Here is a 14,368-nt window from a genome sequence, read left to right on the forward strand (position 1 = left end):
CAATTTATCAAGAAATTGTGTAGTTTGGTGATTCTTTTGTAATTTGTACATCATGTGGATGACTCTCACGAAGTCCTGCACCCGTCATACGAATGAACTGTGCTTCTTCTCTAAGAGTGCGTAAATCCTGTGTTCCACAATAACCCATACCAGAACGAATACCGCCAACTAGTTGATACACTGTATCAACGACCGGTCCTTTGTATGGTGTACGGCCTTCAATACCTTCAGGAACGAATTTTTTATTATCTTCTTGGAAGTAACGATCTTTACTTCCTTTTTCCATTGCTGCGACAGAACCCATACCACGATAAACTTTGAATCGTCTACCTTGGAAAATTTCTGTTTCTCCTGGGCTTTCAGATGTACCAGCTAGAAGGCTTCCCAGCATAACAGCATGTCCGCCAGATGCTAATGCTTTCACGATATCACCTGAATATTTAATTCCACCATCTGCAATAATAGCTTTACCATGTTTTCTTGCTTCTGTTGCACAGTCATAGATCGCTGTGATTTGTGGTACACCGACACCTGCAACAACACGTGTTGTACAAATAGATCCTGGTCCGATACCGACTTTCACAATATCTGCTCCTGCTTCAAACAATGCTTTTGTTGCTTCAGCTGTTGCAACATTACCAGCAATGATGTTAAGAGAAGGATACGTTTCACGGATTTTCGATACAGTGTTTAGAACACCTTGAGAATGACCGTGTGCTGTATCAATAACAATGACATCTACATTGGCTTCGACTAATTTTTTCACACGTGTCATTGTATCGCCAGTGACACCAACAGCGGCACCAACAATTAAACGGCCATGTGCATCTTTAGAGGAGTTAGGGAATTCAATCACTTTTTCAATATCTTTGATTGTGATAAGACCTTTTAACGTTCCTTCGTCATCTAAAAGAGGTAATTTTTCAATCTTGTACTGCTGTAGGATTTTTTCAGCTTCTTCTAATGTTGTACCAACAGAAGCTGTCACAAGTTCCTCTTTTGTCATCACGTCGCTAATCTTCATTGAATAATCCGAAATAAAACGAAGGTCACGGTTCGTAATAATACCAACAAGCTTTTGGTCTTGTTCGTTGTTGACAATCGGCACACCTGAAATACGGTATTTACCCATCAAATGCTCTGCATCAAATACTTGATGCTCTGGTGTTAAGAAGAATGGATTTGTAATAACGCCGCGCTCTGAACGTTTTACTTTATCCACCTGTTCTGCTTGCTGTTCAATGGACATGTTCTTATGAATAATACCAAGACCACCTTGACGTGCCATTGCAATCGCCATTTGTGATTCCGTCACTGTGTCCATTCCCGCACTGATAATTGGAATGTTTAGCTTTAATGTGCTTGTTAGCTCCACTGATAAATCGACATCACGCGGAAGTACTTCAGACTTTGCTGGAACAAGCAAAACATCGTCAAACGTCAAACCTTCTTTTGAAAATTTACTTTCCCACATTAGTAAATCCCCCTCTTTTCGGCAAAATATTATATGTAGATTATCAACTAGCAAACAGCATGTCAAGGAAGCAACAAACAGTTGCAATTTTTAGAAAATATAAAGAGAGTTGAGGAAGAAGATGAAAAGTTCAGGATGGAAGGATTTAAAACGTTTTTACTCGCTCGAAACCTCCCAAAAGTTTCTATTTCAACAATATGAGAAACGGAACATTCAAGATGCAAACCAGCAAGCCTATAAAAACTGTGAACGATTTATTTACTTTCTAAAACATGGCCACACGTTTTATGAACAGGCTGCGATCGCGCCTCTAGAACTTAAACCCATTTTATTGTTTTATGGAATGGCACAGCTGCTAAAAGCATGTTTGTTGACAGTGGACCCCCATTATCCTTCTCAAACCTCTGTTTTAGCTCATGGCGTAACATCGAGAAAGAGGAAGAAACAGCATTACCGTTTTAGTGAAGATGAGGTGAAAATCCAAAGAAATGGGCTGTGTATGCATGTGTTAAAGCATCTATTTCAATTAAATGGTCTTGAAGATGAGCGTTTTACGATGATCCATCTCCTGTCTAAAATACCTGAAATGAGTCATATTCTGGAGTTTCAGAAGCAGCCCTCGACTTTAGTTAAAGTAGAAAAGGCTAATGGATTGATAATTCAAGATCATATTCCATTACTTTATAACATGTCTGCTGAACGCTTTATTGAATACTTTGAGTTTCATACAAGCTGGAAACTCAAACAGAGAGAGGCTAAAAAACTGACGTTTGATGTATTTCTTGAAGAAAACCCAGCACTTGCTACTCATCTTCATTATGATTTAGAAATGGATCAATGGTTTATCCCGTCAACACGAGATGCTTTTCTAGGGATTCCTGAGATCATCAGCCATTACTTATTGATGTATAACCTTAGTATGATTGCCCGCTACGAAACAGAATGGTGGTACGAGCTGCTGTCTCAATACATTAGCGATGATTACGTCATGATTGAACGCTACATGGAGATTGCAGAAGAGAAGTTCCCAGCTTACATCATGATGCTGTTAGAAGAAAAAACAAAAAAGACCAGTTCCGACTGGAACTGATCCTTATAGAAGCTTGGCGGCGTCCTACTCTCACAGGGGGAAACCCCCAACTACCATCGGCGCTGAAGAGCTTAACTTCCGTGTTCGGTATGGGAACGGGTGTGACCTCTTCGCTATCGCCACCAAACCTGATGGAGAGAATGTTCTCTCAAAACTAGATAACAATGTTCATGCTTCACAATAGAATATAGGTTAAGTCCTCGATCTATTAGTATCTGTCAGCTCCACGTGTCACCACGCTTCCACCTCAGACCTATCAACCTGATCATCTTTCAGGGATCTTACTTCCTTGCGGAATGGGAAATCTCATCTTGAGGGGGGCTTCATGCTTAGATGCTTTCAGCACTTATCCCGTCCGCACATAGCTACCCAGCGATGCCCTTGGCAGAACAACTGGTACACCAGCGGTGCGTCCATCCCGGTCCTCTCGTACTAAGGACAGCTCCTCTCAAATTTCCTGCGCCCGCGACGGATAGGGACCGAACTGTCTCACGACGTTCTGAACCCAGCTCGCGTACCGCTTTAATGGGCGAACAGCCCAACCCTTGGGACCGACTACAGCCCCAGGATGCGATGAGCCGACATCGAGGTGCCAAACCTCCCCGTCGATGTGGACTCTGGGGGAGATAAGCCTGTTATCCCCGGGGTAGCTTTTATCCGTTGAGCGATGGCCCTTCCATGCGGAACCACCGGATCACTAAGCCCGACTTTCGTCCCTGCTCGACTTGTAGGTCTCGCAGTCAAGCTCCCTTGTGCCTTTACACTCTGCGAATGATTTCCAACCATTCTGAGGGAACCTTTGGGCGCCTCCGTTACATTTTAGGAGGCGACCGCCCCAGTCAAACTGCCCACCTGACACTGTCTCCCTGCCCGATAAGGGCAGCGGGTTAGAAGGTCAATACAGCCAGGGTAGTATCCCACCGATGCCTCCACCGAAGCTAGCGCTCCGGTTTCCAAGGCTCCTACCTATCCTGTACAAGCTGTACCAACATTCAATATCAGGCTGCAGTAAAGCTCCACGGGGTCTTTCCGTCCTGTCGCGGGTAACCTGCATCTTCACAGGTACTATAATTTCACCGAGTCTCTCGTTGAGACAGTGCCCAGATCGTTGCGCCTTTCGTGCGGGTCGGAACTTACCCGACAAGGAATTTCGCTACCTTAGGACCGTTATAGTTACGGCCGCCGTTTACTGGGGCTTCAATTCGCACCTTCGCTTACGCTAAGCGCTCCTCTTAACCTTCCAGCACCGGGCAGGCGTCAGCCCCTATACTTCGCCTTACGGCTTCGCAGAGACCTGTGTTTTTGCTAAACAGTCGCCTGGGCCTATTCACTGCGGCTTCTCGGGGCTTTAACACCCTAAGAAGCACCCCTTCTCCCGAAGTTACGGGGTCATTTTGCCGAGTTCCTTAACGAGAGTTCTCTCGATCACCTTAGGATTCTCTCCTCGCCTACCTGTGTCGGTTTGCGGTACGGGCACCTCTCACCTCGCTAGAGGCTTTTCTTGGCAGTGTGGAATCAGGAACTTCGCTACTAAATTTCGCTCGCCATCACAGCTCAGCCTTTACGGGAAACGGATTTGCCTATTTCCCAGCCTAACTGCTTGGACGCGGATATCCAATACCGCGCTTACCCTATCCTCCTGCGTCCCCCATTGCTCAAATGGTGAGGAGGTGGTACAGGAATATCAACCTGTTGTCCATCGCCTACGCCTTTCGGCCTCGGCTTAGGTCCCGACTAACCCTGAGCGGACGAGCCTTCCTCAGGAAACCTTAGGCATTCGGTGGACGGGATTCTCACCCGTCTTTCGCTACTCATACCGGCATTCTCACTTCTAAGCGCTCCACCAGTCCTTCCGGTCTGGCTTCACAGCCCTTAGAACGCTCTCCTACCACTGTTCGTAAGAACAGTCCGCAGCTTCGGTGATACGTTTAGCCCCGGTACATTTTCGGCGCAGAGTCACTCGACCAGTGAGCTATTACGCACTCTTTAAATGGTGGCTGCTTCTAAGCCAACATCCTGGTTGTCTAAGCAACTCCACATCCTTTTCCACTTAACGTATACTTTGGGACCTTAGCTGGCGGTCTGGGCTGTTTCCCTTTCGACTACGGATCTTATCACTCGCAGTCTGACTCCCAAGGATAAGTCATCGGCATTCGGAGTTTGACTGAATTCGGTAACCCGGTAGGGGCCCCTAGTCCAATCAGTGCTCTACCTCCGAGACTCTTACCTTGAGGCTAGCCCTAAAGCTATTTCGGAGAGAACCAGCTATCTCCAGGTTCGATTGGCATTTCACCCCTACCCACACCTCATCCCCGCACTTTTCAACGTGCGTGGGTTCGGGCCTCCATTCAGTGTTACCTGAACTTCACCCTGGACATGGGTAGATCACCTGGTTTCGGGTCTACGACCACGTACTCATGCGCCCTATTCAGACTCGCTTTCGCTGCGGCTCCGCATCTTCTGCTTAACCTTGCACGGGATCGTAACTCGCCGGTTCATTCTACAAAAGGCACGCCATCACCCGTTAACGGGCTCTGACTACTTGTAGGCACACGGTTTCAGGATCTATTTCACTCCCCTTCCGGGGTGCTTTTCACCTTTCCCTCACGGTACTGGTTCACTATCGGTCACTAGGGAGTATTTAGCCTTGGGAGATGGTCCTCCCGGATTCCGACGGAATTTCACGTGTTCCGCCGTACTCAGGATCCACTCTGGAGAGAATGACATTTCAGTTACAGGGCTGTTACCTTCTTTGGCGGGCCTTTCCAGACCTCTTCGCTTATATCATTCCTTTGTAACTCCGTATAGAGTGTCCTACAACCCCAAGAGGCAAGCCTCTTGGTTTGGGCTGTTCCCGTTTCGCTCGCCGCTACTCAGGGAATCGCATTTGCTTTCTCTTCCTCCGGGTACTTAGATGTTTCAGTTCCCCGGGTATGCCTTCTCATACTCTATGTATTCAAGTATGGATACTACTCCATTACGAGCAGTGGGTTTCCCCATTCGGAAATCTCCGGATCAAAGCTTGCTTACAGCTCCCCGAAGCATATCGGTGTTCGTCCCGTCCTTCATCGGCTCCTAGTGCCAAGGCATCCACCGTGCGCCCTTTCTAACTTAACCATTTCTTACTTTAGAAAGAATCACTATGTGTGATGAACTTTGCATTGCATTCAATGTGAATGTATTACTTATTGTTATCTAGTTTTCAAAGAACACGTTGGTGGAGCCTAGCGGGATCGAACCGCTGACCTCCTGCGTGCAAGGCAGGCGCTCTCCCAGCTGAGCTAAGGCCCCAATTTAATAGAAGATGGTGGGCCTGAGTGGACTCGAACCACCGACCTCACGCTTATCAGGCGTGCGCTCTAACCAGCTGAGCTACAGGCCCATCTTTCATATCGAAGATATGATGTTGTAGGATCTTTTGCAAGTTCCTTCAAAACTAAACAAGACGAAAACGTACGCTGCTCCATATATCCTTAGAAAGGAGGTGATCCAGCCGCACCTTCCGATACGGCTACCTTGTTACGACTTCACCCCAATCATCTGCCCCACCTTCGGCGGCTGGCTCCATAAAGGTTACCTCACCGACTTCGGGTGTTGCAAACTCTCGTGGTGTGACGGGCGGTGTGTACAAGGCCCGGGAACGTATTCACCGCGGCATGCTGATCCGCGATTACTAGCGATTCCAGCTTCACGCAGTCGAGTTGCAGACTGCGATCCGAACTGAGAACAGATTTATGGGATTGGCTAAACCTTGCGGTCTTGCAGCCCTTTGTTCTGTCCATTGTAGCACGTGTGTAGCCCAGGTCATAAGGGGCATGATGATTTGACGTCATCCCCACCTTCCTCCGGTTTGTCACCGGCAGTCACCTTAGAGTGCCCAACTAAATGCTGGCAACTAAGATCAAGGGTTGCGCTCGTTGCGGGACTTAACCCAACATCTCACGACACGAGCTGACGACAACCATGCACCACCTGTCACTCTGTCCCCGAAGGGAAAGCCCTATCTCTAGGGTTGTCAGAGGATGTCAAGACCTGGTAAGGTTCTTCGCGTTGCTTCGAATTAAACCACATGCTCCACCGCTTGTGCGGGCCCCCGTCAATTCCTTTGAGTTTCAGTCTTGCGACCGTACTCCCCAGGCGGAGTGCTTAATGCGTTAGCTGCAGCACTAAGGGGCGGAAACCCCTAACACTTAGCACTCATCGTTTACGGCGTGGACTACCAGGGTATCTAATCCTGTTCGCTCCCCACGCTTTCGCTCCTCAGCGTCAGTTACAGACCAGAGAGTCGCCTTCGCCACTGGTGTTCCTCCACATCTCTACGCATTTCACCGCTACACGTGGAATTCCACTCTCCTCTTCTGCACTCAAGTTTCCCAGTTTCCAATGACCCTCCCCGGTTGAGCCGGGGGCTTTCACATCAGACTTAAGAAACCGCCTGCGAGCCCTTTACGCCCAATAATTCCGGACAACGCTTGCCACCTACGTATTACCGCGGCTGCTGGCACGTAGTTAGCCGTGGCTTTCTGGTTAGGTACCGTCAAGGTGCGAGCAGTTACTCTCGCACTTGTTCTTCCCTAACAACAGAGCTTTACGATCCGAAAACCTTCATCACTCACGCGGCGTTGCTCCGTCAGACTTTCGTCCATTGCGGAAGATTCCCTACTGCTGCCTCCCGTAGGAGTCTGGGCCGTGTCTCAGTCCCAGTGTGGCCGATCACCCTCTCAGGTCGGCTACGCATCGTCGCCTTGGTGAGCCATTACCCCACCAACTAGCTAATGCGCCGCGGGTCCATCTGTAAGTGACAGCCGAAACCGTCTTTCATCCTTGAACCATGCGGTTCAAGGAACTATCCGGTATTAGCTCCGGTTTCCCGGAGTTATCCCAGTCTTACAGGCAGGTTACCCACGTGTTACTCACCCGTCCGCCGCTAACATCCGGGAGCAAGCTCCCTTCTGTCCGCTCGACTTGCATGTATTAGGCACGCCGCCAGCGTTCGTCCTGAGCCAGGATCAAACTCTCCGAAAAAGTACAAAACCGAAGTTTTGCTTTTCGCCAGTTTGACTGACTACCTATGAAGTATCATAGGATTTTTTATAAAAACTCGAATTAACAGGTACGTTTTGTCTTGTTTAGTTTTCAAAGAACTTGTGTGTCACTCTCTCAAAGCGACCACTTAAATATATCATATATCTCTATCAACAGTCAACATTTTTCTTGAAAAACATTTTATTTTTTTAAGAAGTTTCCACTGTAAAAGAGATAAAAAATAGAGCCTCTTTTTGCTCCTTTGAAAGATTAACACATATCTATGAAAAAAGCATTATAAATTTCAAAAAAACTCATGTTTTAGAAAAATAAAGCCGGTAAAGAACCGGCTTTTATTTTTACTCAGATTGCTCTTGATCTGACTCTATAGTTTCTACGTTTTCTTCACTATTCTCTTCATCATCTTCTTGTGATTGTTCAACTAATGCCACTGTAGCGACATGTTCATCATCACCTAGACGAATCAGGCGGACACCTTGAGTGACTCGACCTGTTGTTGAAATATCTGAAACGGCCATACGAATGATCACGCCGCTTCCTGTAATAATCATCAAGTCCTCTTCAGCTTCAGCATTCGTCGCCTTCACTGCGACAAGCGGACCATTGTTATCAGTGATTTTACATGTTTTAAGACCTTTACCGCCCCGACTTTGAACACGATATTCTTTTTCAGGTGTTAACTTACCATACCCTTTTTCGGTGACGATCAATACGTTTGCATCTGGCTCAAGGATTTCCATCCCAACGACGATGTCATCTTCAGAAAGCGTAATTCCTTTCACGCCAGCTGCCGTACGCCCCATTTCACGAACATCTGTCTCGTCGAAACGAATCAGCATACCTTTTTTCGTTCCAATGATGATTTGTTTTTCTCCATTGGTTAAACGGACAGCCATCAGTTCATCTTCGTCACGAAGACTTAATGCGATAAGTCCATTGTTTCGAATGTTGGCAAACTGAGACAATGAGGTTCGTTTTGATACACCGTGTCTTGTTGTAAAGAAGAGATACGAATCTTCATCAAATTCGCTTACCGGAATAATGGCATTAATCCACTCTCCCTTTTCTACTTCAAGCAGGTTAATAATCGGAATCCCTTTCGCTGTCCGTCCGAATTCAGGAATCTCATATCCCTTCGCACGATAAACCTTCCCTTTATTAGAGAAGAAGAGGATCGTATCATGGGTAGATGTTGAAATCAGCTGTTCTACGAAATCATCCTCATTGGTTCCCATCCCTTGAACACCTTTACCGCCTCTTTTTTGACTGCGGTATGTTGATGCAGGCAGACGCTTGATATAACCATTATGAGTCAGCGTAATCACGATGTTTTCAACAGGAATCAAATCTTCGTCTTCAATTGTTTCAATACCTGCTGTCACAATTTCAGTACGGCGCGTATCATTGAAACGTTCTTTGATTTCTGTTAATTCTTCTCTAATGATTTCAAGAACTTTTTCATTGTCTGCTAAAATGGCTTTCAACTCAGCAATCAAATCAACAAGTCCTTTGTATTCTTCTTCTATCTTTTCTCTTTCCAAACCAGTTAAGCGCTGAAGACGCATATCAAGAATGGCCTGTGCTTGTTTTTCGGACAAGCTATAGTTCTCCATTAAGCCATTTCTCGCGATTTCAGCAGTTTGAGAGCTTCTAATTAATGCAATGACTTCATCTAAGTGGTCAAGAGCGATTCTTAAACCTTCTAGAATATGAGCTCTTGCTTCAGCTTTACGAAGTTCATATGCTGTTCTTCTGCGAATAATCACTTTTTGATGCTCTAAATAATATTCAAGACATTGTTTGAGGGACAAGACTTTCGGCTGTCCATCAACTAGTGCCAATAAGTTGATCCCAAATGACGTTTGAAGTGTCGTTTGTTTATAAAGATTGTTTAATAGAACGTGGGCGTTCGCGTCTCTTCGCAGTTCAATCACGATCCGCATTCCATTACGATCAGACTCGTCACGGAGATCTGTAATGCCATCGATCTTTTTATCGCGCACAAGATCAGCGATTTTTTCGATCAAACGTGCTTTATTGACCTGATATGGAATTTCATTAATGACAATCCGCTGCTTACCGCTGGATGTTTCTTCAATAATAGACTTTGCACGTAATGTAATAGAACCCCGGCCTGTTTCATATGCTTTGCGGATTCCGCTTCGGCCAATGATTTGTCCCGCAGTTGGGAAGTCTGGTCCTGGAATGATCTCCATTAGTTCCTGTGTTGTCATTTCTGGGTTTTGACTTATCGCCAGTACCCCATCAATCACTTCACCTAGCTGGTGAGGCGGAATGTTGGTTGCCATCCCTACAGCGATACCTGTTGCCCCGTTGACTAATAAGTTCGGGAAACGAGCAGGCATGACGATTGGTTCTCTTTCACTGCCATCGTAGTTATCTTGATAATCAATCGTATCTTTAGTGATATCACGCAGGATTTCCATTGAAATTTTAGATAGACGCGCCTCAGTATAACGCATTGCCGCTGCACCGTCTCCATCGACAGAACCAAAGTTCCCGTGGCCTTCAACCAGCATATTTCGATAGTTGAAGTCTTGCGCCATCCGAACCATCGCTTCGTATACAGCGCTGTCACCGTGAGGGTGGTACTTACCGATAACTTCCCCAACGATACGTGCAGATTTCTTAAATGGTTTATCACTTGTCATACCTAGGTCATTCATCGCATACAAAATTCTTCGATGCACGGGCTTCAAGCCATCTCGCACATCTGGTAATGCACGCGAAACAATAACACTCATTGCATAATCTAAAAAGGACGTACGCATTTCTTGACTAATATTTACTTCGCGTACATTTGGTGTATGTTGTTCACTCACTATAAGAACCTCCCTTTACGTATCACATGAAATAAATTATGTGGGAGTAAAATATGTATTTATCTTCACAAGACTATTCTCCATTATATCAATAATCTCGGCTTTATACACATTTATTTACTAGAAAATCAACGAAAACACGGAAAACCAGGACATTCGTTACACGCCCCTATTTCTTGAAAAACAACCTTATTCCAAACAAGAAATAAGGTTGTTCTCAGGAGGGATCTATCTAAATATCAAGGTTTTTCACGTATTGCGCATTTTCTTCGATAAAGTTTCGTCTCGGTTCTACTTTATCTCCCATCAGCATTTCAAATGTCTCATCAGCATCGATCGCATCCTCAAGTGTGACTTGAAGAAGTGTTCTCGCATCAGGGTCCATTGTTGTTTCCCAAAGCTGAGCAGCATTCATTTCTCCAAGACCTTTATAACGCTGAAGTCCAGGCTTTGGTGTTTGAGGAAGTGATTTTAACAGCTCATCCAGCTGTTTATCGTTATACACGTACTCCACACGTTTTCCTTGCTGCACTTTATATAAAGGCGGCTGCGCAATATACACATAACCGTTTTCAATGATTTCACGCATGTAGCGATAGAAGAATGTTAAGAGCAGCGTTCGAATGTGTGCTCCATCCACATCGGCATCTGTCATGATCACAATTTTGTGATAGCGTGCTTTCTCTAAAGTAAAGTCTTCTCCGATTCCAGTTCCTAACGCTGTAATCATTGAACGAACCTCGTTGTTCGATAAAATTTTATCTAAACGAGCTTTTTCTACGTTTAGGATCTTCCCTCTTAACGGTAAGATCGCTTGGAAGTGACGATCACGGCCTTGTTTAGCAGATCCGCCCGCAGAATCTCCCTCTACAATATAGAGTTCAGAAATGGAAGGATCTTTAGAAGAACAGTCCGCCAGTTTCCCAGGTAAGCTGGAGACTTCCAGTGCACTTTTACGTCTTGTCAGCTCACGAGCCTTTTTGGCAGCCATTCTTGCACGAGCTGCCATCAGTCCTTTTTCCACAATTTTTTTCGCAGAATCAGGATTTTCAAGCAAGAATTTCTCAAGTGCTTCAGAGAAAAGGGAGTCTGTGATGGTTCTCGCTTCTGAGTTCCCAAGCTTTGTCTTCGTTTGTCCTTCGAATTGAGGGTCTGGATGTTTGATGGAGATAATGGCTGTTAAGCCTTCTCGCACATCTTCACCACTTAAATTCGCATCCCCATCCTTGAATACGCCATTTTTACGAGCATAGTCATTGATGACACGCGTTAGACCGGTTTTAAAACCAGCTTCGTGTGTTCCGCCTTCATACGTGTTGATGTTGTTGGCGAAGGAATAGATATTGCTTGTATAGGAATCGTTATATTGTAATGCTACTTCAACCGTGATTCCGTCTTTCTCACCTTCGATGTACACAGGCTCTTCATGAACGACTTCTTTTGAGCGGTTTAAATGTTCTACATAGCTCTTAATACCGCCTTCGTAGCAGTATTCATTTCTCCGCTCTTTGCCTTCACGCAAGTCTTCTATGATGATGTTTACACCTTTTGTTAAGAAGGCTAACTCACGAACACGGTTAGCAAGTGTATCGTAATCAAATTCAATGGTTTCCGTGAAAATTTCTGGATCTGGCACAAAGTGAGTGGTTGTCCCGGTTACATCTGTTTCACCAATAACCTCTAAATCTCCCACTGGAACGCCGCGTTTGAACTGCTGATAATGGATTTTCCCGTCACGGTATACAGTCACGTCTAAGGTAGTAGATAATGCATTTACAACAGATGCCCCTACACCATGCAGACCGCCTGATACTTTATAACCGCTGCCGTCAAATTTACCGCCAGCGTGAAGAACAGTCATAATGACCTCTACGGCAGGACGCCCCATTTTCTCATGAATTCCAACAGGAATCCCGCGGCCATTATCTTTTACTGTAATGCTGTTATCTTTTTCAATTTGCACTGTAATGTCTGTACAATAACCAGCTAATGCCTCATCAATACTGTTGTCGACAATTTCCCATACAAGATGGTGAAGCCCTTTTGCATTGGTTGACCCAATGTACATTCCTGGACGTTTTCTAACAGCTTCTAATCCTTCAAGCACCTGTATCTGATTTTCATCATAACTATTATGTTGCTGTTCCATTGCCACGTACATTCACCTACACTTTTCTTAAACGATATATTTATATGAATTGAGTTTTTAGACTTCAATTTCAACCACAAACGAAGCACGTTTTTTGAGCGTGCTTGAGGAAAGAGGAGAGTAATAAACAGATTCAGTTGTGACGACAATGGATTTGGGTGTCCCTTGTGATAACGAAATGATATGTTCCTCTTGTTTTTGTAGAAATTCTTCTACAACAGAAGACGACCTCATTTTGTAATCAACAATTGCGACAATCTCTCGTGTAGAAACAACACAATCATCACCTAAATGAATATACAAGACTCACACCTCATTTATCAGTCAATTACTTTTCCACTGGCTACTCTGAAAATTTCCGCTTCTTTCAGGGTGGCGTGATCGATGCCTTCAACACTTGTTGTGGTGACGAAGGTCTGTACACGTCCCTGAATGGTATGGAGCAAATGAGACTGTCTGTAATCATCAAGTTCAGATAACACATCATCAAGTAGAAGAATGGGATATTCTCCGATTTCTTCATGTATCAGATCAATTTCTGCCAGCTTTAGTGAAAGAGCTGTTGTCCTTTGCTGCCCTTGAGAGCCATATGTCTGAACATCCCGACCATTCACAAAGAAAAGCAGGTCATCTCTGTGAGGTCCCCACAGGGTCACCCCTCGGTCTATTTCTCTGTCTCTTAGTTTCTGAAACGATTCTTCATAGCTATTCTTTATTTTCGACAAGTCTGACGCTTCTGATACCTCTATTGCCGTCTGGTATTGGAGCGTAAGTGTTTCTAGCTCTCTAGAAATCCCAAAATGCAGCGGCTGCGCCCATTTTTCGAGCTGTTTCGTAAAAGTCAGTCGTCTTTTGACCACTTTCGCTGCCGCATCAATCAACTGCTCTGTTAAAATCTCCAGCATCGCTTGATCCGTTTGCTTTCTTGTCTGCAATTGTTTCAAGTAATGATTCCGCTGAGAAAGGATTTTTTGATAGAGCGATAAATCATGCAAGTAGACAGCAGAAACTTGTCCAATCTCCATGTCGAGGAATCTTCTGCGGATTTGCGGGCTGCCCTTCACAAGACTTAAGTCCTCTGGCGCAAACATGATGGTGTTTAACGCACCAACATAATGACTGAGCTTCTGTTGTTCAATGTGATTGACCTTGCCCTTTTTCCCTTTTTTTGAGATCACGAGCTGCATTGGGAGTGGACCATTTTTTTTAATGACTCTACCTTCTATTTTAGCATAGTCTTGGTCCCATCGGATAAGTTCTTTATCATTTGACGTACGATGAGACTTTGCCATCGACAATACATAGATCGCTTCCATCAAGTTCGTTTTACCTTGGGCATTCTCACCGATCATGACATTCACCTTATTGTCGAATTGAAGCTCAGTGTGTTCATAGTTTCGGTATGAAGTTAACGCCAGACTTTGAATGTACATGTATTGTCACCCGTTTCTAATTCACAACTTGAAATGTGCCGTAACCTTCAATCTCGACAACATCTCCTGGGTATAGTTTGCGTCCCCGTCTATTATCTGGCTCTTGATTAATGAACACCTCATGTTCACTTAAAAACCATTTCGCCATTCCGCCAGATTGGATGACTTCGGCTAATTTCAAAAACTGCCCTAATGTAATCATTTCTGTTTCAATGGTTATAAGATTAGGCATTGTATCGACCTCTTTCAATATCACTAATATCTAATTGTACTAAAAAACAAGACAAGAAGGAAAGGGGGAAAGCGAACTGGGATGAAAGAAAGCATGGAAAA

General features: G+C 44.9%; 7 protein-coding genes, 2 tRNA genes and 3 rRNA genes. 1 reads left to right on the forward strand and 11 read right to left on the reverse strand.

Annotated features, from left to right (window positions below; all coding sequences use genetic code 11):
* Nucleotides 1-7 precede the first annotated feature (7 nt).
* Nucleotides 8-1,474 (reverse strand): IMP dehydrogenase, encoded by a 1,467-nt coding sequence (gene guaB, locus JJ692_RS02120; RefSeq protein WP_024426749.1) that lies wholly within the window; start codon nucleotides 1,472-1,474, stop codon nucleotides 8-10.
* 121 nt (nucleotides 1,475-1,595) lie between these two features.
* Here guaB and JJ692_RS02125 point away from each other — a divergent pair, with 121 nt between their 5' ends.
* A complete protein-coding gene (locus tag JJ692_RS02125; RefSeq protein WP_103132793.1) occupies nucleotides 1,596-2,564 on the forward strand; it encodes a YaaC family protein in 969 nt (322 codons plus the stop codon).
* Nucleotides 2,565-2,575: 11 nt separating this feature from the next.
* Here JJ692_RS02125 and rrf read toward each other — a convergent pair.
* From rrf to yaaA, 10 genes are all read right to left on the reverse strand, one after another.
* Nucleotides 2,576-2,691, reverse strand: a 5S ribosomal RNA gene (gene rrf / locus JJ692_RS02130).
* 61 nt (nucleotides 2,692-2,752) lie between these two features.
* A 23S ribosomal RNA gene (locus JJ692_RS02135) occupies nucleotides 2,753-5,681 on the reverse strand.
* Between the two features lie 98 nt (nucleotides 5,682-5,779).
* Nucleotides 5,780-5,855 (reverse strand) — tRNA-Ala (locus JJ692_RS02140).
* A gap of 14 nt (nucleotides 5,856-5,869) precedes the next feature.
* Nucleotides 5,870-5,946 (reverse strand) — tRNA-Ile (locus tag JJ692_RS02145).
* A 95-nt stretch (nucleotides 5,947-6,041) separates the two neighbouring features.
* Nucleotides 6,042-7,589 (reverse strand): 16S ribosomal RNA (locus JJ692_RS02150).
* Together the 16S, 23S and 5S rRNA genes with 2 tRNA genes alongside form the textbook arrangement of a ribosomal RNA operon.
* Before the next feature lie 359 nt (nucleotides 7,590-7,948).
* Nucleotides 7,949-10,453: a DNA gyrase subunit A gene (gyrA, locus tag JJ692_RS02155; RefSeq protein ID WP_024424078.1), complete on the reverse strand. Its 2,505-nt coding sequence runs from the start codon at nucleotides 10,451-10,453 to the stop codon at nucleotides 7,949-7,951.
* Nucleotides 10,454-10,685: 232 nt separating this feature from the next.
* Nucleotides 10,686-12,602: a DNA topoisomerase (ATP-hydrolyzing) subunit B gene (gyrB, locus tag JJ692_RS02160; RefSeq protein WP_024424077.1), complete on the reverse strand. Its 1,917-nt coding sequence runs from the start codon at nucleotides 12,600-12,602 to the stop codon at nucleotides 10,686-10,688.
* Nucleotides 12,603-12,659: 57 nt separating this feature from the next.
* Nucleotides 12,660-12,905, reverse strand: coding sequence for an extracellular matrix regulator RemB (remB, locus tag JJ692_RS02165; RefSeq protein ID WP_024424076.1), 246 nt, complete (start codon nucleotides 12,903-12,905; stop codon nucleotides 12,660-12,662).
* Between the two features lie 17 nt (nucleotides 12,906-12,922).
* Nucleotides 12,923-14,035, reverse strand: coding sequence for a DNA replication/repair protein RecF (gene recF, locus JJ692_RS02170; protein ID WP_044333186.1), 1,113 nt, complete (start codon nucleotides 14,033-14,035; stop codon nucleotides 12,923-12,925).
* Between the two features lie 16 nt (nucleotides 14,036-14,051).
* Complete coding sequence (gene yaaA, locus JJ692_RS02175) at nucleotides 14,052-14,267, reverse strand: S4 domain-containing protein YaaA (protein WP_008360916.1); 216 nt, start codon at nucleotides 14,265-14,267, stop codon at nucleotides 14,052-14,054.
* Nucleotides 14,268-14,368: the final 101 nt, after the last annotated feature.

It is taken from the genome of Bacillus sp. 3a, from assembly GCF_017161885.1.
GTDB lineage: Bacteria > Bacillota > Bacilli > Bacillales > Bacillaceae > Bacillus > Bacillus safensis.

What these genes read in the sequence shown, in the direction of transcription:
- gyrB (WP_024424077.1), bottom strand. Translation starts at nt 12,602, where the DNA reads ATGGAACAGCAACATAATAGTTATGATGAAAATCAGATACAGGTGCTT.
- recF (WP_044333186.1), bottom strand. Translation starts at nt 14,035, where the DNA reads ATGTACATTCAAAGTCTGGCGTTAACTTCATACCGAAACTATGAACAC.
- yaaA (WP_008360916.1), bottom strand. Translation starts at nt 14,267, where the DNA reads ATGCCTAATCTTATAACCATTGAAACAGAAATGATTACATTAGGGCAG.
- guaB (WP_024426749.1), bottom strand. Translation starts at nt 1,474, where the DNA reads ATGTGGGAAAGTAAATTTTCAAAAGAAGGTTTGACGTTTGACGATGTT.
- JJ692_RS02125 (WP_103132793.1), top strand. Translation starts at nt 1,596, where the DNA reads ATGAAAAGTTCAGGATGGAAGGATTTAAAACGTTTTTACTCGCTCGAA.